Below are 21,994 nucleotides of genomic sequence, written 5' to 3' on the forward strand. Positions count from 1 at the left end.
TTCCGCCGATTTTGGATAATTCCGGCAGAGGCCCTATAGTTTTAGAGTCCAGTTCGGAGAAACGCAAAGGACAAAGACGGAAAGCCTCGCTTCTCGCCTTTTATTTTGTTCCGAACGGGTTCTGGCCCCCATCGTCTAGCGGCCTAGGACACCGCCCTTTCACGGCGGCGGCACGGGTTCGAATCCCGTTGGGGGTACGCAAGGAACTGGTCAAGCAGGCTAAAAAAGTCTGGTAGGCTGGAAGCCTTGAAAAAAGCGGTAGAGATACTGCGAAAGCAAGAAACGCAAGGCCCTGTAGCGCAGTTGGTTAGCGCGCCGCCCTGTCACGGCGGAGGTCGCGGGTTCAAGTCCCGTCAGGGTCGCTCTGATTGTTGGAAGCAATTCCGGCTCTCATGGTGACTAGTCACCTAGGCTCTGTAGCTCAGTTGGTAGAGCGTTCGACTGAAAATCGAAAGGTCACCGGATCGACGCCGGTCGGAGCCACCACTGGGAAGCATCAGTTCTTCGGAACTGGTGCTTTTCTCATTTTAACCCGCCATGCGACTGCGCCCTGCCTACTCCAGGTGGCGCGCCGCCGCACGCTCCTGCCGTCCGCTCCAGGCCTTGTTCGCGCATCCGAACCTTGAACGTCCCGATGCGCGAACCAGGTTCTGACGCCCGACGCACGGCAGGGCATGCTCACCAGCCCCATCCCGCCAGCCCCGCCGCTGTGCCGGGCACCACAGCAGGAGCGTGACGCCGGCGACAATGAACGCTCCCCGCAATCAAGACTTTGACCCGGCGCTGAAACATTTGACCTCGGCCAAACCGTTGTGGCACGCGCGCGCGTTGGGTTGCGTAAGCGCTTGCACTTACCCGTGAGTAGGCCGGTTTTCGCACGTGAAACAGGGTTTGGAGAACCCCGCGGCCTCTGTCTAGCGTGGAGGCGGTCAAGGGAAAGCATGCTTTCCTTTTGGCCCCGGGGCCCCACCCAGGCCCTGTTCCTCCCCGACACACAACGGCGTCCCCGATGGCGCCTGCGCTGTTGCCGGGCCGCGGTTGGTTTAGGGGTTGTGGGCATCCGCCCGTCTTCCACGAACAGTTACAACTCCGCGAGAAGAGCACCAATGCACAAGCACCCCCAATCACTCCGGACGCTGCGGTGGCGTTCTGCCGCCGCAGCCCTGGCGGCCGCCGTGGCGGCCTCGGCCTTCCTTGCCGTCCCGGCCCAGGCCAACGAGCCGTCGGACCCGCCCACGGTCGGGCAGCTGCCGGCCCCCACCCCCGGTTTCGCCCTCCCCACCGAGCACACCCAGCAGGCGTTCGACCCGGCGTCGGACTTCACCTCAAAGTGGACCCGTGCAGACGCCAAGCAGATCATGGCGCAGAGCGACCCCACAGTGGCTCCCGGCCAGAACTCGATGAGTCCCGACGTGACCATGCCGGAGATCCCCGAAGATTTCCCCGCCATGAATGACGACGTCTGGGTCTGGGACACGTGGTCCCTGACGGACGAAAACGCCAACCAGGTCAGCTACAAGGGCTGGGACGTCATCTTCTCCCTGGTTGCCGACCGCCACGCCGGCTACGGCTTCGACCAACGCCACTGGAACGCCCGCATCGGCTACTTCTTCCGCAAGACCAACGCTGATCCGGCCAAGGACAAGTGGAACTACGGCGGCCACCTCTTCCTGGACAACACCTCGATCGGCAACACCGAATGGTCCGGCTCCACCCGCCTCATGCAGGGCGACCACGTGAACGTGTTCTACACGGCAACCACGTTCCACGACGTGGCCGAGCGTAACGCCGGCGGCGGCGGGATCGCCCCCGACGCCGCCATCGCCAAGGCACTGGGCAACATCCACGCTGACAAGAACGGCGTCAGCTTCGACGGTTTCCAGCACACCAAGCTGCTGGAGCCGGACGGAAAGATGTACCAGACCAAGGCCCAGAACCCGGGCTTTGCGTTCCGCGACCCGTACACGTTCGCCGATCCGGCGCACCCGGGCAAGACCTTCATGGTCTTCGAAGGCAACACCGCGGGCACCCGTGGCGATTATCAGTGCAAGGGCGAGGACCTCGGCTACCAGCCGGGCGATCCGCATGCCGAGAGCCTGACCGACGTCCAGAACACAGGTGCCAAGTACCAGACCGCCAACGTGGGCCTCGCCGTGGCCGACAACAAGGACCTCACCAAGTGGTCCTTCCTGCCGCCGATCCTGTCCGCCAACTGCGTCAACGACCAGACTGAGCGCCCCCAGATCTTCATCCAGAATGAGAACGGCAAGAACAAGTACTACCTGTACACAATCAGCCATCAGTTCACCTACGCGGACGGCATGCGCGGTCCCGACGGTGTCTACGGTTTCGTGGGCGACGGTGTCCGCTCCGACTACCAGCCGGTGAACAACAGCGGCCTGGCGCTCGGTTCGCCGACCGACCTCAACCTGCCGGCGAACAACCCGAGCGGTACCATCTCCGGCCAGCAGAACGGACGCCAGTTCCAGGCCTACTCGCACTATGTGCAGCCCGGTGGCCTCGTGCAGTCCTTCATCGACAACGTCAACGGTGTGCGCGGCGGATCGCTCTCGCCCACCGTCAAGATCAACTTCAGGAATGGTGTGACCCAGGTGGACCGCAGCTTCGGCCAGAACGGTCTCGGCCCGTTCGGCTACCTGCCCACCAACGTCAGGGTCGGCGGCGAAGGCCTCTACAAGTAGGCTCGCCTGCAAACCTGAATAGACGCGGCCCGCGCCGCCCCGCCTGTCACATGCGGCACCGCTCAGGCGGGAATGTCCTTGGGGGCGTTCCCGCCTGGGCCTTTAAGCCCGGCCTGTGGGCGGGCCGCTGGGATTCCGGCGCAAGGGCCCCAGGCTGGGGATAGGGTGGAAACAACAGAAGGGGGAGTGCCTGATGGAATACCAGAACCCACAGCCTGTAGTGCCGAGCCGCCCTGCCGCAAGCCCGGCTCCGGGTCCGGGCCGGACCGTGATCTCGGAAACTGCCGTGGCGAAGGTGGCGGGAATCGCAGCCCGGTCAGTTCCCGGCGTCTACTCGTTGGGTTCGGGGCCGTCCCGTGCCCTGGGTGCCATCCGGGACGCCGTCGGAAGTTCCGACCACGCAGCCGGCGTCCACGCCGAGGTGGGCGAAACCCAGGTAGCTGTCGATATCACCCTGGTGGCAAGCTACGGAACGCCGCTCCATGCATTGGCCAACGATGTCCGCGCCGCCGTCTACCGTGCGGTTGAGGAACTGGTGGGGCTGCAGGTTATCGAAGTCAACGTGGAGATCACCGACGTCTACGTGCCGCCGCCGGTCAAGACAACCGCACCGTCCGGTCCCGAGCGGGAGGCGCTGCTGTGAGCCTCACCGTGGCGGGCACCGCGTTGGGCGCTTTCGTGGCATTCATGTCCCTGCAGTTTGGCCTCTGGGGCTTCCTTGTCTCCCTGCTCTTCATGGCCATCGGGGCCCTGCTGGGCCGCGCCGCGGAAGGAAAGCTGGACCTGCGCGGCGTCTTCGATGCCATCACCGGCCGGCGCTCATCCTCATGACATCGCCCGCGCCCGTTGTGCGTGGGCAGGCGCTCAGCGGCCATAACCGGATCAGTACCCAGGCCTTGACGAGCCTTGCCAGGGTTGCGGCCGCTGAGGCGCTTGGCGTCGACGCCGAGGATGTGCGGGCTGACTGGACGGACGACGACGGCCTGCTGGCTTTGTCGCTGGTCGCACCCATCAGGATCCCGCCTTTGCAGTCGGTGGTGCTGGACCCCGGACGCGTCGAGGCAACCGGCGGGTCGATCCGGGACCGGGCCGTAAGGGCCAAGGAAAGCATCCTGGCAACAGTTTCGGAGCTGAGCGGTTCCCGGTTGAGCCGGGTGGACATCCGCATCAGCGGAGCAAGGATCAGCACGGGAGGGCGGGTGCGGTGAGCAGCAGCGTGGAAGACCGCAGGACGGGCAACGGTTCGCGAAGAAGCAGCGGCCCTGACATGCGCAGGATCCTCTACCGCGAGACGCATTCCTCCCGCGCCGCCGTATCGGTCGCCGCCGCCGTCCTGGTCCTTGTGCTGGCCGCCTACGGCGTCCTCGAATCCGGGGTCCATGCCCTGGGGCAGCCCGCGTGGCTGATCGAACCACAGGTTGCAGCCCAGCGCATCGTGGACCTCCCGGCCGGCATTCCGCCGCTGCTGCTGGCTGCCACCGGAGCCGTGCTCGCCATGGTGGGACTGATTTTCCTGCTCAACGGGATCCTGCCCGGCAAGCGCGCCCGCCACCTTCTGGCTCCTGGACGTGGACCGGGTTCGCCGGCCGTGGTGGTGGATGACGAGGTCATCGCCTCCTCGCTCGCGCGCCGGGCACGGCTGGCCGCCAACGTCACACCGGAGCAAGTGATGGTGGTCGTCTCCCAGCGGCAGGTGCTGGTGAACGTCCGGCCCACCTCCGGAGTCCCGGTTGACCAGGACCGCATCCTGGAAGCCGTCCGCGACGAACTGGACCAGATGCATCTGGAGCCGGCCCCGGTTCCCCGCGTTAACGTGGCGCCGTCAGGGGTGATCGGAGCATGAACAGCACTCCGGCGCTGCTCAACCGCATTCTGCTCACCGTACTGGGCCTGGTCCTGGTGGGAGCCGGCCTCCTGCTGGTAGTGCTGGCAACCGTACCTCCGGCAGCACCCTGGTGGCATTCCTGGTCCGGCGGTGCCTGGAACGGCATCAACCAAATGTTCGACGCAACACGGTTCCCGGGCCGGCCCGAAAGCTGGTTGTGGATTGTGGTGGCGCTGGTACTGCTGGCATTGATGGGGTTCATGGTTGCCTGGATTGCCCAGCAGGGCAAGGGCCGGTCAAATCTCCTCGCCGAGGAATACGATCCGGGCAACACCCCGGGCGACATCCGGATCGGAGGAGGGGTGTCCGAACAGGCACTCAAGCATGCGCTGGAGGGCCGGCCGGATCTGGCAGGCGCCACGATAGCCACCTATGACGTCAAAGGTTCGCCTGCGCTGAAGGTCCGGCTCCTGCCGCGCCAAGGCGTGGCACCCCACCTGCTTGCAGCCGAGGTCACCGAACTCCTGACAGCACTGGAGTCCGTAGTGGGCAGGGAGATACCCGTCCTGGTGCACATTGGAGCGGGCGCACGGACGCGCTTCGGTCGGGCTGAGCGCGTCCGTTGAACGCCCTCTGCACCGGCAGTCCGGGCAGCCTGCTGCTACCGGCCGCCCCTGAGGTACACCGTGCAGTCCACCGGAACCTCACGCATTCCGGCCCATTCAGCGGCCGGTTCGGGACCGCTGGACAGTACCACTGCATACCCGTCGGGAACGGGCGCGGAGGCGAAACCCATATTGGACAGGACCACCACATTCCCGTTCCGGAACACGAGCAACCCGCTGTCCGGGGCATGTTCATCCGTCCATTCCAGGGTGCCGCTGCCTAGGCGCTGCGCCGACCTGAACGCCAACGCGGCCTGGTAGAGCTCCAGGGTTGACCCCTCTTCGCCTTCCTGCTGGTCGGCGGCCAAAGGGCCAAAACTTTCCGGCTGGGGCAGCCACGGCGCGGCTGCCTCCGCGGAGCGTGCGCCGGAGAAACCAAAACCGGGCCGGTCCGACACCCAGGGCAGCGGAACCCGGCAGCCATCCCGGCCGATCTCCGATCCATGCGTCCGGAAGAACGTAGGGTCCTGCCTGGCGTCGTCCGAAAGGGTGGTGTGCTCCGGAAGCCCCAGCTCTTCGCCCTGGTAGAGGTAGGCCGATCCCGGCAGCGCCAGCGCCACCAAGGTAGCGNCCAGGCCAAGGGCTGCATCCGGTTGTTCATCATCGGGACCGATGCCCTTGGGGAAAGTGGTGGGGTCCTTGAGTCCGAACCGGGTGCTGTGCCGCACGGTGTCGTGGTTGCTAAGGACCCAGGTCGAGGGCGCGCCCACGGATTCTGCCGCCGCCAGGGAGGCATCGATGGCATCGGCCATCCGTTCGGCGTCCCAGCCCGCCAGCAGGAAATCGAAATTGAAGGCCTGTTGCATCTCATCCTTCCGGACGTAACGGGCCAGGCGTTCGGCCGGTTCCACCCAGGCTTCGGCCACCATCATCCGGTCGCCACCGTATTCGGCCAGGACCCGGTTCCAGTCCCGGTAGATGGCGTGGACACCGTCCTGGTCGAAGAAGGGCGACGGCGGATACATGGGGGAGACGGCCCTGTGCGGTTCCTCGGCATCGGTGTGGGCGTGGGGAGCATCTCCCGGCTTCAGGCTCTCCAGGGCCCGGTGGGATGTTCCCTCCACCATGGCGGCCGCCCCATCCCAGTCAGGCAGTCCCTGCTCCTTGACCAGGCCGTGCGCAACATCCACCCGGAAGCCGTCCGCGCCGCGGTCCAGCCAGAAGCGCAGCACGGCGCGCATCTCCTCCTGCACTTCCGGGTTCTCCCAGTTCAGGTCCGGCTGCTTGGTGTCGAAAAGGTGCAGGTACCACTGGCCGGGAGACCCGTCGGCCTCCGTTATCCGGCTCCACGCCGGGCCACCGAAAATTGATTTCCAGTTATTGGGTGGCACCCCGCCGTCACCGGACCCGGGTACCTCGTCCTTGCCGTCCCGGAAGATGTAGCGGTCCCGTTCCGGGCTGCCCGGCGCTGCCGCCAAAGCCTCCCGGAACCAGGCGTGTTCGTCCGAGGTGTGGTTGGGAACCAGGTCCACAATGACCTTCAGACCCCGGCGGTGAGCGTCCTGCAACATCGCGTCGAAGTCCGCAAGGGACCCGAACAGGGGGTCCACCTGCCGGTAGTCTGCAACGTCGTACCCGCCGTCGGCCTGCGGCGACTTGTAGAACGGGGACAGCCAAACGGCGTCCACTCCGAGCTGTTCGAGGTAGGGGAGCCGGTCCGTCACCCCGCGCAGGTCCCCCATCCCGTCGGCATTGCCGTCTGCAAAGGATCGGGGATAGATCTGGTAGACGACGGCGTCAACCCACCAGGCCGCATCCGCTGGACGGGGTGCCGGAACGGACGAGTCAGGCATTTGGTTCCCCTCTGATAACTTTTTGATGTAAACGCTTGCATTCCCGACAGCAACCTTACTAGTGTGATGGTCACCACATCAACCTCACCTAGCAAGCGCACTGTCGACTTACTTGTCACTCAGCGAGGAGCTTCAAGCTAATGAAAACCCCGAGATTCCTGCTTCCGGCTGCAACCGCCGGCATTCTGGCCCTTACGTTGTCCGCCTGCGGCGGAGGTGGAGGCGGCACCACGGGTGGAGGCGGAGGCAGCGATGCCGATGCCAATATGGATGCCCGCGGCCCGATCACTTTCGTCCAGGGCAAGGACAACAACAATGTGATCCGTCCCCTCATCGAGAAGTGGAATGCGGCCCACAAGGATGAGCAGGTCACCTTCAAGGAACAGACCGACCAGGCCGACCAGCAGCACGATGACCTGGTCCAGCACTTCCAGGCGAAGCAGTCCGACTACGACGTTGCCGATGTGGACGTTGTCTGGACCGCGGAATTCGCAGCCAAGGGCTGGCTTCAGCCGCTGAAGGACAAGATGGCAATCGACACGAGTGCCATGCTCCCGGCCACGGTCCAGAGCGCTACCTACAAGGGCACCTTGTACGCAGCCCCGCGCACCTCTGACGGCGGCATCCTGTTCTACCGCAAGGATCTGGTCCCCAACCCGCCCAAGACCTGGGACGAGATGATGGGCATGTGTTCCATCGCCAAGCAGAACAACATTGGCTGCTACGCCGGCCAGTTCAGCAAGTATGAGGGCCTCACGGTGAACGCTTCCGAGGCCATCAACTCAGCGGGGGGCTCCGTCCTCAACAAGGACGGCAAGCCGAACCTGAACACCGCCGAGGCCAAGGCCGGGCTCGAGAACCTGGCGAAGGCCTACGCCGACGGCAACATTCCGAAGGAAGCCATCACCTACAAGGAAGAGGACAGCCGGCAGGCCTTCCAGAGCGGCAAGCTCCTCTTCCTGCGCAACTGGCCTTACGTCTACAGCCTGATGAGCACTGAAGGCTCCTCGGCCGTCAAGGACAAGTTCGGCATGGCTGCCCTTCCCGGTAAGAGTGGCCCCGGCGCTTCCTCGCTGGGTGGCCACAACACGGCCGTCAGCGTCTACTCGAAGCACAAGGCCACCGCGCTGGACTTCGTGAAGTTCCTGACCTCGGAAGAGTCCGAGAAGTTCTACGCAACCCAGGGTTCCCTGGCTCCAGTGCTCGGTGCCCTCTACACGGACCAGGAACTGGTCGCCAAGCTGCCGTACCTGCCGGTCCTGAAGACGTCCATCGAGAATGCCGTGCCGCGCCCGGTCACGCCTTTCTACCCGGCTGTCACCAAGGCCATCCAAGACAACGCATACTCCGCTATCAAGGGAGAAAAGACAGTGGAAACCGCACTTTCTGACATGCAGAAGTCCATCGAATCCGCCGGTGCGGGATCGTAGTTCTGCCATGGCAACCGAACTAGGCCCGACGCCGGTTAAGTCACCGGCGTCGGGCGGTACCCCCGTCCATCACGCGCCCAAGGGTGTTGGGGAGGACAACAGGATTGCAAGCCAGGGGCGCTGGGCATCCTGGCTGCTCGCTCCCACCATCATTGCCCTTGCCACAGTGATCGTTTACCCGATCATCAGCGCCATCGTCATGTCCTTCCAGAAGGATGCCGGCCTGGACCCTGCCACGGGCCTGTTCACCGCAGGCGGCCCGGCAGGTATCCAGAACTACGTGAACTGGCTCGCGCAGCAGTGTTCATCGCCGGATGGCGGAACCGTCGCCTGCCCGCCCGGCACCCTGGGCGGCCAGTTCTGGTCCGCCACCGCTACAACCTTCTTCTTCACCATCGTCACGGTGGCGTTCGAAACTGTGCTTGGCTTCTGGATGGCCATGATCATGGCCCGTGAGTTCCGCGGCCGCAGCCTGGTCCGCGCAGCTGTCCTGGTGCCGTGGGCCATCCCCACAGCCGTAACCGCCAAGCTCTGGTTCTTCATCTTCGCCTTCGAGGGAATCGCCAACAAGCTGTTCAACACCACCATCCTGTGGACGGGCAGTGAGTGGCCGGCCAAGTGGGCCGTGGTCATCGCGGACGTATGGAAGACCACGCCGTTCATGGCTTTGCTGATCCTGGCAGGCCTGCAGATGATCCCGGCTGAAGTCTATGAGGCTGCAAAGGTGGACGGAACCACCGCGTGGCAGCGGTTCCGGCTGATCACCCTGCCGCTGGTCAAGCCGGCGCTGATGGTGGCAATCCTCTTCCGTACCCTGGACGCACTGCGCATGTTTGACCTGCCGTACATCCTCACCGGCGGTGCGAACAACACCACCACCTTGTCCATCCTGGTGATCAACCAGATCAGGCAAGGCTTCAACTCGGCGGCCGCACTGTCCACCATCACCTTCATCATCATCTTCCTCGTCGCCTTCATCTTCGTCCGCTTCCTCGGCGCAAACGTGGTTGAACAAAGCGGCGCCACCGGAAAGGGGAAGAAATGACCACGGCAACGGCAGACGCCTCCGCCCTGCGGGCCCGGCAGGACAAGGGCCGCAAGGCTGCTCAGAACCGGGAAAAGTGGGCGCAGGGCAGAACTTACATCAGTGCACTCATCGTGCTGCTCTGGTGCCTGGCGCCCGCGTACTGGATGGTTGTTACGGCGTTCCGGGAGGTCGGCTTCACGTATGACACGTCGATCCTGCCCACCCACGTAACCCTGGACAACTTCAAGACCGCCTTTGACACGTCGTTCGGCAACCGGTTTGGACAGGCACTGCTGAACAGCGTGTTCATCGGCGGGGTGGTGACCGTGGTGTCCCTGCTCATCGGTGTGTTCGCGGCCTACGCACTGGCCCGCCTGAACTTCCGGGGCAAGTTCCTGGTGCTCGGCTTCATCCTGGGCGCTTCCATGTTCCCGGGCGTCGCCCTGATCACCCCGCTCTTCCAGCTGTTCACCAACATCGGCTGGATGGGCACCTACCAGGCGCTGATCATCCCGAACATCTCCTTCGTGCTCCCGTTGACCGTTTACACCATGACCTCGTTCTTCCGGGAAATGCCATGGGAGCTGGAGGAATCAGCGCGTGTTGACGGCTGCACCCAGGGACAGGCCTTCCGCAAGGTCATCATGCCGCTGGCCGCACCGGCCATCTTCACCACCGCAATCCTGGCGTTCATTTCCTCCTGGAATGAGTTCCTGATTGCCAGCCAGCTGTCCAGCGACGCAACGCAGCCGGTCACGGTGGCCATTGCCAACTTCGCCGGCGCCCAGCCCAACCAGATCCCGTACACGGCCATCATGGCCGCAGGCACCATCGTCACCATTCCGCTGGTGATCCTGGTGCTGGTCTTCCAGCGCAAGATTGTCGCCGGCCTCACGGCAGGTGCAGTCAAGTGACGGACCACGGTTCCCGCCCCCGGACTCCGGGGGCGGGAAACCGCAGCCGGCTGGTCCGTTCGGGTGAGGACTTTGACATCGTCATTGGCTTCCTTGCCTTTTGGGCACTGGTCCTGCTGGTTGTCACCGTATGGATGGAAGTCACTGCCCAGCCCGCACTTGGCTGGGCGCTGGGCCTGCTGGCCACCTTGGTGGCGCTGTACGGCATGGTGAGGCTGCGCGGGAAACTTCCGGCCCGCAGGTAGCAGGGCAGCCCCGAAGGCAGCAGCGCCGCACTTCCCCGTTACCCGCACGCGCTGGGTTATCACTGACAGGCCGCTAAATGGGAAGATGCATCGTTTGGGGGTGAACGCAGGGCCGGCCGGCCCTACGTCGAAAAGGAGTTGAAGAGGGGACACGGTGGCACGCACAACTGAAAGGTCTCAAAGAGGCGGCCATAACGGCGTCAGCATTGAGGATGTGGCCGCAGCCGCCGGAGTTTCAACCGCAACTGTTTCCCGGGCCGTGCGTGGGTTGCCCCGGGTTTCGCCCGCCACAAGGGAAAAGATCCTCGAGGTCGCCGGAAACCTGGGTTATGTCGCCTCTTCCTCGGCCTCCGGGCTGGCAACGGGGCGGACCAAAACGATCGGGGTCCTTGCACCGTTCGTCAGCCGCTGGTTCTTCTCCAAGGCCATCGAGGGCGCGGACCGTGAGCTGCACGCCCGGCATTACAACCTTTCACTGTTCAATCTTGGCGGCCACGGCAGCAACCGTGAGCGGCTCTTCAGCAAGACCATGGTCTACAAGCAAATCGATGCCCTGCTGGTTTTGTGTATGGCCCTGAGCCACGATGAGATCGAACACCTGCAGAAGATCGACATCCCCCTGGTCGTGGTGGGCGGCCACGTGGAGGAATGCCCCTATATCGGCATCGACGACTACGCGGCGGCCTCCACCGCTGTCCGGCACCTGATCGATCTTGGCCACAAAGACATCGCCCTGCTGCATGGCGACGACGAAACCGACCTCAACTTCGACGTTCCGCGGGTGCGTATCCTGGCCTTCAAGGACGTGATGGCGGCAGCAGGCCTGCCCACCCGCCCGGAATGGGACGAGTGGGGCGACTTCACCGTCCGCAGCGGCCAGGAAGCCTTCCGCCGCCTCTGGGGCCGGCCCGGCGGGAAGCCAACGGCAATCTTCTGCGCCTCCGATGAGATGGCCATGGGCGTCATCTTCGAGGCCCACCGCATGGGCGTGGACGTTCCCGGTGAATTGTCCGTCGTGGGGATTGACAACCACGACTTCGCCGAAGCCATGGGCCTGACCACGGTGGGGCAACGCCCGGATGAGCAGGCCGAACTGGCCACCAAGATGCTTCTGGACGAACTCGACGGCGACATTGGGTCTGTGCACTCCGCCGTGGCGGCGCACGAACTGATTGTCCGGCGCACCACCGCGCCCCCACGGAGCTGAACGCCATTACCTGAACTCGGGTAAACCTTTGGGACCCGACCAGCGTCAGGACGCCCGGGCCAGCTGCCGGATGGGAATCCAGCGCGAGGCAAGCCGGCGGTAGGCAGCCGCGGCGCCGGTCATGTCACCCTCCGCCAGACACTCGATGCCCAGCCGGATATCCATGGGCGATTCGTCCGGGTAGACCTTGTCCGCCACCGCCCCGTAGTCCAGTTCCACCATGGAATTCACGTGGAACAGCTCAAGCCATTCCGTCAGCTGCGCCAGGTCATCAAGCATGTCCAGGTCCGGCGCGGCAAGCGCCAGGTTGGCCACCGCGTAGCGGGCCCTTTCCAGTGCATCGGTGATGGGCGCCCAAACACGGACCGTGAGGATCCGTCCCCCGGCTTCCACCACGTCCTTGCGGTCAGATTCCATGAACAGGGAGAACCAGCTGAACGGTATGCCCCACGTGGACGCGCGGGTGTGCACCCGGATCGAGCCGTCCCGCGCCTTTACCAGGTCGATCCGCTCCTGGTGCCGGTCCCGCTGTTCCTCCGGAATCAGCAGCTCGGCAAGGGGTCCGTGGATACCCTCCATCAGGGCATTGGCAGCCAGCCCGGCCCGCAGGACAAGCTGGCTGGGGCAATACAGCAGCTCCGGCTCGTCGGCGGCGTCAGCGCCGTCGTCGGCCGCACCACCTTCAGGCTCCGGGGCGGTGGTGACGCGCACCAGGTCGGTTCGTCCCGTGGGGAACGGATCGCCGCCGGAGCGTGTGATGCGTCCCAGTGAGGCCAGTAGTTCGGCGTTTTCGACGGCGGCACGGGACACGGCCCGCGCTCCCGCCGCCTTGATCGCCGGGCGCTGTTCCTCCGGGAAGGCTTCCAGGGGTTCGTAGACCCGGAGGGTGGAGGAGAAGGGCAGGCCGGCCTGGCCCCGGTAGAGGTTTCCCGTCATCACGGTCTCCTTGCGTGGGTCCAGGGTGCAGTCATCAGTCCGCCAGGTCCACCAGCACGGGAGCGTGGTCCGAGGCGCCCTTGCCCTTGCGTTCCTCGCGGTCGATCGCGGCGCCGGTGACCCGCGCGGCCAGGGCTGGGGAGGCCAGGACGAAGTCGATCCGCATGCCTTCCTTCTTGGGGAACCGCAGCTGCGTGTAGTCCCAGTAGGTGTAAACGCCGGGGCCCGGTGTGTACGGGCGGACGACGTCCGTGTAGCCCGCGGTTTCGAAGGCGTGGAACGCCTCCCGCTCCGGCGGGCTGACATGGGTGGCCCGGTTCCTGATGAACAGGTCGATATCCCAGACATCGTCGTCGAACGGTGCGATGTTCCAGTCGCCCATCAGGGCCACCTGTGCCTGGGGATTGTCCGTGACCAGGGACTGGGCATGCGTCTTGAGGCTTTCCAGCCACTTGAGCTTGTACGGCATGTGTTCATCGTCCAGGGAGCGCCCGTTGGGGACGTAAAGGCTCCAGACGCGGATGCCGGCGCACGTGGCGGCCATGGCCCGTGCCTCCTGGACGGGATCCTTGCCGGCCTTGCCGAACGAGGGCTGGTCCAGGAACGTCCGCTCCACATCCTCCAGCCCCACCCGCGATGCGATGGCGACGCCGTTCCACTGGTTCACGCCGAAATGCGCTACCTCGTAGCCCATCCGTTCGAACAGCTCCCACGGAAAGTTGTCGTCCTTGCACTTGGTCTCCTGGATGGCAAGGACGTCGCAGTCGCTGCGCTGGAGCCAGGCTTCAACACGGTCGGCACGGGCGCGGAGCGAATTCACATTCCAGGTAGCTATCTTCACGGTTCCTAACTTACCTTGGCAGCCGCTTGCGGGGTAAAGCTCCGAAAGGCGCGCCAGTGCCGCCGGTGTGGGTGGTTGGCGGCGGGAAGGGGCGGGTATATTCGCAGGCAGAATGACCTGGCTCACTCATCCGGCCACCATGCGAAGGAGCACCAGCCGATGACCGCACCCACTGGCACCACCGACCACAGCGATGCAGGGAGCGGAGGCGCCGACGTGCTCTTTGAGCAGCGCGGCCGGCTGGGCGTGATCACCCTTAACCGGCCCCGGTCCGTGAACGCGCTCACGTCAGGGATGGTGGACCTGCTCCTGCGGCAGCTCCGTGCCTGGGCAGGAGACGACCGCATAGCCGCCGTCCTGGTGCAGGGCGCGGGCGGTCGGGGGCTGTGCGCCGGCGGGGACATCGTGGCCATCTACAAGGACATGCTGCACGGCGGGGCCGGGACGGGGGTTGCGGCGGGGACAGGGACCGCCGGGTTCTGGCAGATCGAGTACCGCCTGAACTCGCTGATTGCACGGTACCCGAAGCCCTACGTTGCCCTGATGGACGGGCTGGTCCTGGGCGGCGGGGTTGGAATCTCCGCGCACGGGAGCCTGCGTGTGGTCACCGAGCGGACCCGGATGGGGATGCCGGAAACCACCATCGGATTCGCTCCCGACGTCGGCGGGACCTATCTGCTGTCCCGCGCGCCTGGCGAAACGGGAACCCATGCGGCCCTGACGGGGACGCACCTGGGCGCCGGGGACGCCTTGTTCCTTGGCCTTGCCGACCACTTTGTCCAGTCCCAGGACCTGCCCCGCCTGGCGGTGGCGCTGGAAGACGAAAGCCCGGAAGACGCCGTCGCCCGGTTCGCTTCCGAGGCCACTGCCTCGGTCCTGGCCGGGCAGGGGCCGTGGATCGACGCCTGCTACGCCAGCGACGAAGCGGAGGACATCGTGGCCCGGCTCCGGGGCTGGTCCGGTCCCGGCCGGGAAGAAGCCGCGGAAGCGGCCGATACGATCGAGGCCAAGTCACCCACGTCGGTAAAGGTCACCCTCGCGGCCCTCCGGCGTGCCGCCCACCTGACTTTGGACGAAGTCCTGGCCCAGGAGTACCGGGCGGGGATCCGTTTCCTGGCCGGGCCTGATTTTCGTGAAGGAATCCGCGCCCAGGTGGTGGACAAGGACAGGAACCCGCAGTGGAAACCCGCCACCTTGGCCGAGGTTACCCCTGTCCAGGTGGAAAGGTTCTTCCAACCGCTGGAAGGCGGGGAACTGGACCTGCAGCCACAGGAGGACCTGCAGGCAGAGGAGCGGGACCATGCCTGAGAAAATGAGCGTGGCCTTCCTTGGCCTGGGACACATGGGCGGCCCCATGGCCCTGAACCTTGTCCGGGCGGGGTACCTGGTCACCGGATTCGATGTGGTGCCGGCAGCCCGCCGGGCCGCGCAGGCGCAAGGGGTGCCGGTGTCGGCAACCGCCGTTGACGCCGTGGCCGGCGCCGACGTTGTCCTGACCATGTTCCCCAGTGGCCGGCACGTCCTGGACGCCTACCGGGGCGCTGAACGTCCCGGACTGCTGGCGGAAGCCGGGCTCCTGGCAGCGGCACCGCAGGGAACCATGTTCCTTGACTGCTCCACCATCAACGTCGACGAAGCCAGGGAAGCCGCCCGGGTGGCCACCGAAGCAGGCCACCGGGCCGTCGATGCCCCCGTCTCCGGCGGCGTGGTGGGAGCCGAAGCAGGCACCCTGACCTTCATGGCAGGCGGCGACGACGCAGGCTTTGAAACCGTACGCCCGATTCTGGAGGCCATGGGCAAACGGGTGGTGCACTGCGGCGGCCATGGCGCCGGGCAGGCGGCCAAAATCTGCAACAACCTCATCCTTGGCGTTTCAATGATTGCCGTCAGCGAGGCCTTTGTCCTGGGTGAAGAACTGGGACTGACCCACCAGGCCCTGTTCGACGTCGCATCCGCCGCGTCCGGCCAGTGCTGGGCCCTGACCACCAATTGCCCGGTCCCCGGACCCGTCCCGGCGAGCCCCGCCAACAAGGACTACAAGCCGGGGTTTACCTCCGCGCTCATGGCCAAGGACCTTGGCCTGGCCGTCAACGCCCTCAACAGCACCGGGGTAGCCGGACAGATGGGGCCGCTCGCCGCCCGCATCTACGATAGGTTCGTCGCGGAGGGCGGTGCCGGCCGCGACTTCTCTGCCATCATCACAGACATCCGCGACGCCTCCCGGCACCATCCGGCGGGCGGGGCAGCGGATGCGCCGGCGGGCGGGGAGCTGCCGGGTGCCGGGGGCAGGAACATGACAGCACACGACGACGGGAGTCCCGAATGACGGAGTACGCCAACATCCTGGTGGAGCAGCAGGGCAGGGTCGGGCTGCTGACGCTCAACCGGCCCTCGGCACTGAATGCCCTGAACAAAGCCACCATGGATGAGGTGGTGGCCGCCGTGACAGCCATGGATTCCGATCCCGGAGTGGGTGCCGTGGTGATTACCGGTTCCGGCAAGGCGTTCGCGGCAGGAGCTGACATCAAGGAGATGGCGGACCAGGGGTACATGGAGATGTACACGACGGACTGGTTCCGCGGCTGGGAGGACCTTACCCGCCTGCGCATCCCCACCATCGCGGCCGTGTCCGGGTTTGCCCTTGGCGGTGGCTGCGAACTGGCCATGATGTGCGACATCATCATCGCCGGCGACAATGCAAAATTCGGCCAGCCGGAAATCAACCTTGCCGTGATCCCGGGCATGGGCGGCTCGCAGCGGCTCACCCGTGCCGTGGGCAAAGCGAAGGCCATGGACATGATCCTCACCGGCAGATTCATCGATGCGGAGGAAGCGGACCGGTGCGGCCTGGTGTCGCGCGTCGTCCCCGCTTCTGAGGTGGTGTCCGAAGCACTCAAGGTGGCAGAGGTAATCGCCGGCAAATCGAAGCCTGCGGCGATGGCAGCGAAAGAGGCCGTTAATGCAGCTTTCGAGACGGGCCTTGCCCAGGGAGTGGTATTCGAACGCCGGCTGTTCCATTCCCTGTTTGCCACCGATGACCAGAAGGAAGGCATGGCTGCGTTCACTGAAAAGCGCCCGCCGGCATTCAAACACCGGTAGCTGGCGGCCTTCGCCTGGTGGCGGGCCCGGAAAGCTGCCGGGTGCGGCGTCCCCGTAAGGTAGACGTGACGGGCCATCAGGCGGATACGGCAGGCAGCGGAAACGGGACATGCGTATGTGGACAATCATGGCCGGTGCAGCCAGCCCCACCGAGGGGCTCACCGGCATCGTGGGTTTCGCGGCGCGGGCCATCGATACTTTGGGTGAATGGGGCGTTGGCGGTTTCACCCTTGCGGAGACCGTTGTTCCTCCCATCCCCAGCGAGGTGATCCTCCCGCTGGCCGGCTACCTCGCCAAGCAGGGCTCGCTGAACCTCTTCCTTGTCTTTGCCACCAGCACCCTGGGCGCCTATCTGGGAGCGCTGCTGCTCTACTGGCTTGGGGCCAGCCTCGGCCTCGAACGGTCCATCCGGTGGCTCTCCAAACTGCCGCTGGTGGACAGGGAAGACTTTGAGCAGGCGGCAGGCTGGTTCCGCCGGCACGGCAGGTCCTCCATCTTTTTCGGCCGCCTCCTGCCAGGAGTGCGCAGCCTGATTTCCCTCCCGGCAGGGGCGGCAGCCATGCCCCTGGCAACGTTCACTCTTTTCACCGTTGCCGGCAGCGGTCTGTGGAACGGGGCCCTGGTGGGTCTGGGCTACCTCCTGGGCACCCAGTACGAGCTGATCGAGCAGTACTCCCGGTTCCTGAACTATGCCGTCTACGCCGCGCTCGCCGTTGCCCTTGTCCTGCTGATCATCCGGCGGACCAGGAGGGCCAAGGCCAGGAAGACGGAAATCGAAGGGAAAGAGTCCAACCAGGCACGGTCACAGCTGGCAGAGTCCAACCAGGCACGGTCCAACCAGGCCGACACCCGGGGCTGAACCAGATATAACGAACCGCGTACGCTGACGGCTCCTAGCTTCCGTCCCGCAGGTGCTTCTCCGCGAAACTGCGTAGTGCGGCGCGAACGAAGGATGCCCCCAATGCGCCGCCGTAGTTTGCGGCGAACCGCTGGTCGTCCACGTACATGTCCGCCAGCCCCAGGACGTATCCCTTGATGTCCCCACCCGTTGTGGCGGCCGGGGTTCCCGGGACGGACTTCAGCCAGTCGACGTGCCTTCGGGCCAGGTCCTGGGCCTCGGACCCGTCCGGAGCAACTCCGGCGGTGGCTGCCGCAATCCAGTCCCTGGCCAGGTTCTCCGCCCTGGACTTCCATTCCCGCTTTTCGGCGTCGTCCTTGCTGCGCCACCACGCGTCGGACGCTGCGTAGGCGTCCTTGCCCCAGCGTTCTTCAACCTCATCCTTGTACTGCGTGTGGTCGAAGCCGTCAAACATCTCCTCTGCCATCAGCTGGCCTCCTTTCCTTACTGTTTCGAGGGTTTTCTGCACCGACTGCGCCTGCAGCGCCAGCCGCTGCTGTTCCTGGCCAAGCCATGCAAGATGGCGCGTCAGCGCCTCCACCGGATCGGCTTGGCGCTGGAAGACCTCCGCGATGGCGTCCAAACCCAGGCCCAGCCCGCGCAGCAGAAGGATGCGCTGCAGCTGGAGGAGGGCGGAGCTGTCGTAGTAGCGGTATCCGTTATTGCCCACCCGGCTTGGTTTCAGCAGGCCGACGTCGTCATAGTGCCGCAGGGTGCGGCTGGTGGTGCCGGCGATCCGGGCCACGTCCTGGATGGACCAGTCCCTGCCGGCCCCGCGGGTGTCTTCCATGCTCCGAGACTAAGGGTTGACGCAGCGTCAAGGTCAAGGGGTCGCTGCAGGACTTTCAGCGGGACTGCCGGCCACGCTTGCCCCGGTACCGGGCCTGGGCCACCAGTCGGGTGAACGCGTAGACAAAGACTGCCTCGAACAACAGCATGAGGCCCATCAGCAGCCACTGCTGCCGGCTGACGAAGACTATGCACCCGGTCAGAGCCAGGACGGTTCCCAGCGCCAGCGCGTAAACGGCAAAACCGACGGCCACCTTGGCGCTGCGTACCCCGGTGCGGAAGCCAAAACCGTGCGGCTCCCCGCCGGGTTGGCCCGGCACGCGGTCCGGCGCCGCGGGTCCGAGGGCGTCAAACTCATCCCAAGGATCCCTGTCCTGGTCCTGTCCGGTCATGGATCAATTATCCCAAAAGGAGAACCGGGGTGCGCTGACCCATAAAATCAGCGGCCCCAAGTGGCGGCGCACAAAACAGCGGCCCCTCCANGAGGGGCCGCTGGATGGGGTCCCGGCAGTTGCCGGAGGCCGCCGAAGACTTAGAGCGGGCGGATGTTCTCTGCCTGCGGACCCTTGGGGCCCTGGGTCACATCGAATTCGACCTTCTGGTTCTCGTCCAGGGAGCGGTATCCGCTGGAGGCGATTGCCGAGTAGTGGGCGAAAACGTCAGCGGACCCGTCATCGGGGGCAATGAAGCCAAAACCCTTTTCGGCGTTGAACCATTTAACTGTGCCTGTTGCCATGGCTGCATTCCTTCATGTGACTCTGATTCTCTCTCCGGGGATCATCCCGGAGTGTGCGGAGAACGTCCCCCGCAGTCCCCAACGTACGGGGCGCGGGGCCATGGTGCAAGGGTATTGGCCATAAAGCGCTGTTACCGCATCCCCTCGCGTCGGATTGCAGTGGCAATCGCGGCCGCCCGGGTGTCCACTCCGAGCTTGGCGTAGATGTGTGCCAGGTGGGTTTTGACGGTGGCCTCTGAGATAAAGAGCCGCCGTCCGAGTTCGCGGTTACTCAGGCCCTCGGTGAGCAGGCTGAGCAGTTCGGCCTCCCGCGGCGTGAGCACCTCGTCCGGGTTGCGCAGCTGCTGGAACAACCGTGACGCCACTGGCGGGCTCATCACGCTTCGGCCCTGCACCGCGCCCCGGATGGCGGCAAAAATTTCCTCCGGCGCGGCGTCCTTCAGCAGGTATCCCATTGCCCCGGAATCCACGGCACGGACAATGTCCGCATCCGAATCGTAGGTGGTGAACACCAGGATGGCCTGCCCGGGGTTGAGGTCCCGGATCTGCCAGATGGCTTCGATCCCGTCCATGCCCGGGCCCATAGCGAGGTCCATCACCACCACCGCCGGGGAGTGTGCGCGCACCAGCTCCAACGCCTCCCCGCCCGATGCTGCCTCGGCTATGACTTCCATGTCGGGCTGGGTTCCCAGCAACGCGCGCAGTCCGCTCCGCACCACCAGGTGGTCATCCACCAGCAGGACCGTGATACTGCTCATTTACCGACCTCCAACGGCAGTTGCGCTGCCACGATGGTCCCTTCACCGGGAGCGCTTTGTGCACCGAGAATATGCCGCCCAGCTGCTCCACCCGCTGCCGCATGGCCCGCAGTCCGTAGCCGCCGGCGGTCGACGGCGGGGCTGCCGCCGCCGGTTCGAAGCCCGCGCCGTCGTCGTAGATGTCAAGGGTGACGGCGTCCGGAAGGTAGCCCAGAGTCAGTGCTGCCACCGACGCCGAAGCGTGCAGCGCGACGTTGGAGGCCGCACTCTGCACCACCCTCAGCAAGGTGTGCCGCACCTCCGGGGAAACGGGGTGAGCCGCGCCCGTCACCACCAGGGTGGCTGCCGGCACGTACTGCCGGGCGGCCAGCAGCAGGGCGTCCGGCAACGGCGTTGATTCCAGCCCGGGGGAGGCCAGTTCGTGCACCAGGCTCCTGGTTTCCGCCAGGTTCCCGCGGAGCAGGGTGGTGGCATGGCGAAGACCGTCCCGCGCTGCCGTGCCCGGCCATTCACGGTTCGCGGCCTCGAGCAGGAGCAGGCTGCTGGCCAGCCCCTGGGTGACGGTGTCGTGGATTTCGCGCGACACCCGTTCCCGTTCGGCAATGGTGCCTGCACGGCGTTCACTGGCCGCCAGCTGTCCCTGGGCGAGGGAAACTTCCGCGTGCAGCCGGCGCTGCTCCTCGGCGTCGTGCTGTATCCGGTCATAGATGAGCGTCAGCATGACGCCCACCGCCAGCGGGCCCAGCAGCATGGCCACGTCGGTCCCGTTGCCCAGCCGGAACAGGCCAAGGGCGGTAGCCAAGGTGATGGCGCCCGCCAGGATGTAGGAGGCAGCACCGCGCAGCGCGCTCCTGGACAGGAAGAAGAGGGCAAAGGAGCACCAGGCGAAGCTTGGCGCCGCTACCACCAGGACCGCCCACACGCCTACCAAGGCGACCACCCAGGTGACGCTGTGGCGGTTACGCGCCGACAGCAGGGCCACGACCGCGTACAGCAGGCTGGCGGCCGCGGCGAGTCCCAGCACCAGGACGTTGTCGGACGGGGAGTGCCGCATGACGTACCGCACCACGGAAGCCACCAGGAGCACAGCGAAGCCCAGATGGACTGCGGCCTCGATACTGCCCGCGCGGCCTTGGAATGTGGACGCTGCCGGAAGGGGCCGGCTGCTATTGCCGCCCCCGGCACGGGCAGCCGTTGGAGAGGGTGGCGTGGCGTCTGTGGCAGGCATGCGGAATCCGGATCTGGTGGCGGGAATGAGTGCATTCCATGCTAGGGCTCCCGCGCCGGGTATGCCTCAGCCTTTTGGCTGATACGGCTGGCTTTTCGGGCCAGCCAATGCCGTCCGGACGCCCGATGCCCGCAGCCCAGCAGCACTGAAGGATGGAAAGCGGCACCAATCCACTCCAATCGAAGGAAGCACTATGAAGAAGTCGCATAAAGCACTTACCGCCGCAGCAGCCGCAGCGATCCTCGCAACCGCGGGAGCCACCGCAGCCGCCAACGCTGGTACTGACCGCGCAAACGGCGCGGAAGCACCCGCCGCCGTACCGGCCGTTGATGTCCAGCCGGCACCGGAAACGGTGGTGCAGCAGAGCCGCATCACTGCCGGAGCATCGGCCCAGGCCGTTATGGCAGCGCTCGCCAAATGCCAGGCGGACAAACTGCCGTTCGTCACCGTTGCACTCGTGGACCGCTTTGGCACCGTCCAGGCACTGCTGCGGGGAGACAACGCCGCTGCACACACCATTGAGGCCGCCAAGCAAAAGGCCTACACCGCCGCAGCCTTCGGCGCACCCACCAGCGAGCTGGCCAAGCGTGTCAACGGCAATGGCCCGTCGATTGCCGACCTGCCGGGCACCCTGTTCCTGGCAGGTGGTGTGCCGCTGAAAGTCAACGGCGTTTCGGTGGCAGGCATCGGCGTCGGCGGTGCCCCCGACGGCGCCCTGGACGAAGCCTGCGCAACAGCAGGGGCCGAGGCCATCACGGGCGCTGCGAAGTAAGGCTACAGGAATGAGGCGAGGCGGCACCGCAACACTGCTCACCGCCGTTGGGCTGCTCCTTGCCGCATGCCAGGCCAGTCCCGGCAGGCCGCAGGAAGCGGATAGCCCACCGCCGGTTGCACTGCCAGT

General features: G+C 65.5%; 23 protein-coding genes, 3 tRNA genes and 1 pseudogene. 19 read left to right on the forward strand and 8 right to left on the reverse strand.

The window, feature by feature from the left end; translation table 11 throughout:
• The first annotated feature begins 124 nt into the window (after positions 1–124).
• The 9 genes from ACTJK0_RS17155 (at position 125) to ACTJK0_RS17195 (ending at position 5,153) form a co-directional block, all read left to right on the forward strand.
• Positions 125–197 (forward strand) — tRNA-Glu (locus ACTJK0_RS17155).
• A 91-nt stretch (positions 198–288) separates the two neighbouring features.
• A tRNA-Asp gene (locus tag ACTJK0_RS17160) sits at positions 289–362 on the forward strand.
• A gap of 48 nt (positions 363–410) precedes the next feature.
• Positions 411–486, forward strand: a tRNA-Phe gene (locus ACTJK0_RS17165).
• A 620-nt stretch (positions 487–1,106) separates the two neighbouring features.
• Positions 1,107–2,702 carry a glycoside hydrolase family 68 protein gene (locus ACTJK0_RS17170; protein WP_440746014.1) on the forward strand — a complete coding sequence of 532 codons (1,596 nt, stop codon included), beginning with the start codon at positions 1,107–1,109 and terminating at the stop codon, positions 2,700–2,702.
• Between the two features lie 193 nt (positions 2,703–2,895).
• Positions 2,896–3,345: an Asp23/Gls24 family envelope stress response protein gene (locus ACTJK0_RS17175; protein WP_110544143.1), complete on the forward strand. Its 450-nt coding sequence runs from the start codon at positions 2,896–2,898 to the stop codon at positions 3,343–3,345.
• Positions 3,342–3,533 carry a hypothetical protein gene (locus ACTJK0_RS17180; protein WP_043451259.1) on the forward strand — a complete coding sequence of 64 codons (192 nt, stop codon included), beginning with the start codon at positions 3,342–3,344 and terminating at the stop codon, positions 3,531–3,533. Before ACTJK0_RS17175 ends, ACTJK0_RS17180 begins: the two co-directional genes overlap by 4 nt.
• Positions 3,530–3,910: a hypothetical protein gene (locus ACTJK0_RS17185; protein WP_110544144.1), complete on the forward strand. Its 381-nt coding sequence runs from the start codon at positions 3,530–3,532 to the stop codon at positions 3,908–3,910. The genes ACTJK0_RS17180 and ACTJK0_RS17185 overlap by 4 nt, the downstream gene beginning before the upstream one ends.
• A complete protein-coding gene (locus ACTJK0_RS17190) occupies positions 3,907–4,545 on the forward strand; it encodes a hypothetical protein (RefSeq protein WP_440746015.1) in 639 nt (212 codons plus the stop codon). Before ACTJK0_RS17185 ends, ACTJK0_RS17190 begins: the two co-directional genes overlap by 4 nt.
• A complete protein-coding gene (locus tag ACTJK0_RS17195; protein ID WP_110544147.1) occupies positions 4,542–5,153 on the forward strand; it encodes a hypothetical protein in 612 nt (203 codons plus the stop codon). Before ACTJK0_RS17190 ends, ACTJK0_RS17195 begins: the two co-directional genes overlap by 4 nt.
• A gap of 35 nt (positions 5,154–5,188) precedes the next feature.
• On the opposite strand, the gene ACTJK0_RS17200 is transcribed toward ACTJK0_RS17195, so the two are convergent.
• Entirely contained in the window at positions 5,189–6,985 is a 1,797-nt protein-coding gene (locus tag ACTJK0_RS17200) for a glycoside hydrolase family 13 protein (RefSeq protein WP_440746016.1), read from the reverse strand.
• Positions 6,986–7,125: 140 nt separating this feature from the next.
• Between ACTJK0_RS17200 and ACTJK0_RS17205 the strand changes: the two genes are divergently transcribed.
• The 5 genes from ACTJK0_RS17205 to ACTJK0_RS17225 all read left to right on the forward strand — a co-directional run bounded on the left by ACTJK0_RS17205 (position 7,126) and on the right by ACTJK0_RS17225 (position 11,808).
• The gene (locus ACTJK0_RS17205; protein ID WP_110544151.1) at positions 7,126–8,415 is read left to right on the forward strand and encodes an ABC transporter substrate-binding protein; all 1,290 of its coding nucleotides are present in this window, start codon (positions 7,126–7,128) and stop codon (positions 8,413–8,415) included.
• Between the two features lie 7 nt (positions 8,416–8,422).
• Positions 8,423–9,460, forward strand: a complete 1,038-nt coding sequence (locus ACTJK0_RS17210; protein ID WP_110544153.1) for a carbohydrate ABC transporter permease — start codon at positions 8,423–8,425, stop codon at positions 9,458–9,460.
• Positions 9,457–10,356 (forward strand): carbohydrate ABC transporter permease, encoded by a 900-nt coding sequence (locus tag ACTJK0_RS17215; RefSeq protein ID WP_110544155.1) that lies wholly within the window; start codon positions 9,457–9,459, stop codon positions 10,354–10,356. The genes ACTJK0_RS17210 and ACTJK0_RS17215 overlap by 4 nt, the downstream gene beginning before the upstream one ends.
• Positions 10,353–10,601 carry a hypothetical protein gene (locus tag ACTJK0_RS17220; protein WP_440746017.1) on the forward strand — a complete coding sequence of 83 codons (249 nt, stop codon included), beginning with the start codon at positions 10,353–10,355 and terminating at the stop codon, positions 10,599–10,601. Before ACTJK0_RS17215 ends, ACTJK0_RS17220 begins: the two co-directional genes overlap by 4 nt.
• Positions 10,602–10,755: 154 nt before the next feature.
• The gene (locus tag ACTJK0_RS17225) at positions 10,756–11,808 is read left to right on the forward strand and encodes a LacI family DNA-binding transcriptional regulator (RefSeq protein ID WP_440746018.1); all 1,053 of its coding nucleotides are present in this window, start codon (positions 10,756–10,758) and stop codon (positions 11,806–11,808) included.
• Positions 11,809–11,853: 45 nt separating this feature from the next.
• Here the strand turns inward: ACTJK0_RS17225 and ACTJK0_RS17230 are convergent, their stop codons facing one another.
• Both ACTJK0_RS17230 and ACTJK0_RS17235 read right to left on the reverse strand, forming a co-directional pair.
• Entirely contained in the window at positions 11,854–12,744 is an 891-nt protein-coding gene (locus tag ACTJK0_RS17230; protein WP_110544160.1) for a hypothetical protein, read from the reverse strand.
• Between the two features lie 34 nt (positions 12,745–12,778).
• On the reverse strand, positions 12,779–13,585 hold the full coding sequence (locus ACTJK0_RS17235; RefSeq protein ID WP_440746019.1) for an exodeoxyribonuclease III: 807 nt from the start codon (positions 13,583–13,585) through the stop codon (positions 12,779–12,781).
• 159 nt (positions 13,586–13,744) lie between these two features.
• On the opposite strand from ACTJK0_RS17235, the gene ACTJK0_RS17240 reads away from it, so the two are divergent.
• The 4 genes from ACTJK0_RS17240 to ACTJK0_RS17255 all read left to right on the forward strand — a co-directional run bounded on the left by ACTJK0_RS17240 (position 13,745) and on the right by ACTJK0_RS17255 (position 17,543).
• Positions 13,745–14,893 (forward strand): enoyl-CoA hydratase/isomerase family protein, encoded by a 1,149-nt coding sequence (locus tag ACTJK0_RS17240; protein WP_440746020.1) that lies wholly within the window; start codon positions 13,745–13,747, stop codon positions 14,891–14,893.
• Complete coding sequence (gene mmsB, locus ACTJK0_RS17245) at positions 14,886–15,911, forward strand: 3-hydroxyisobutyrate dehydrogenase (RefSeq protein ID WP_440746021.1); 1,026 nt, start codon at positions 14,886–14,888, stop codon at positions 15,909–15,911. Before ACTJK0_RS17240 ends, mmsB begins: the two co-directional genes overlap by 8 nt.
• Entirely contained in the window at positions 15,908–16,684 is a 777-nt protein-coding gene (locus ACTJK0_RS17250) for an enoyl-CoA hydratase (protein ID WP_110544169.1), read from the forward strand. Before mmsB ends, ACTJK0_RS17250 begins: the two co-directional genes overlap by 4 nt.
• Before the next feature lie 115 nt (positions 16,685–16,799).
• A complete protein-coding gene (locus ACTJK0_RS17255) occupies positions 16,800–17,543 on the forward strand; it encodes a DedA family protein (RefSeq protein WP_440746032.1) in 744 nt (247 codons plus the stop codon).
• Positions 17,544–17,577: 34 nt separating this feature from the next.
• Here ACTJK0_RS17255 and ACTJK0_RS17260 read toward each other — a convergent pair whose 3' ends face one another.
• The 5 genes and pseudogenes from ACTJK0_RS17260 to ACTJK0_RS17280 form a co-directional block, all read right to left on the reverse strand.
• Positions 17,578–18,372 (reverse strand): MerR family transcriptional regulator, encoded by a 795-nt coding sequence (locus ACTJK0_RS17260; protein ID WP_440746022.1) that lies wholly within the window; start codon positions 18,370–18,372, stop codon positions 17,578–17,580.
• A 55-nt stretch (positions 18,373–18,427) separates the two neighbouring features.
• Complete coding sequence (locus ACTJK0_RS17265) at positions 18,428–18,763, reverse strand: hypothetical protein (protein ID WP_440746023.1); 336 nt, start codon at positions 18,761–18,763, stop codon at positions 18,428–18,430.
• A gap of 140 nt (positions 18,764–18,903) precedes the next feature.
• Complete coding sequence (locus ACTJK0_RS17270; protein WP_013599688.1) at positions 18,904–19,107, reverse strand: cold-shock protein; 204 nt, start codon at positions 19,105–19,107, stop codon at positions 18,904–18,906.
• 131 nt (positions 19,108–19,238) lie between these two features.
• Positions 19,239–19,865 carry a response regulator gene (locus tag ACTJK0_RS17275; RefSeq protein ID WP_440746024.1) on the reverse strand — a complete coding sequence of 209 codons (627 nt, stop codon included), beginning with the start codon at positions 19,863–19,865 and terminating at the stop codon, positions 19,239–19,241.
• Positions 19,862–21,093: pseudogene (locus tag ACTJK0_RS17280) on the reverse strand (sensor histidine kinase). The gene ACTJK0_RS17275 and the pseudogene ACTJK0_RS17280 overlap by 4 nt, the downstream one beginning before the upstream one ends.
• A 193-nt stretch (positions 21,094–21,286) precedes the next feature.
• Between ACTJK0_RS17280 and ACTJK0_RS17285 the strand changes: the two are divergent.
• Positions 21,287–21,865, forward strand: a complete 579-nt coding sequence (locus ACTJK0_RS17285; protein WP_440746025.1) for a GlcG/HbpS family heme-binding protein — start codon at positions 21,287–21,289, stop codon at positions 21,863–21,865.
• Positions 21,866–21,994: the final 129 nt, after the last annotated feature.

Origin of the sequence: Paenarthrobacter sp. 22069 (assembly GCF_052046035.1) — a bacterium.
GTDB lineage: Bacteria > Actinomycetota > Actinomycetes > Actinomycetales > Micrococcaceae > Arthrobacter.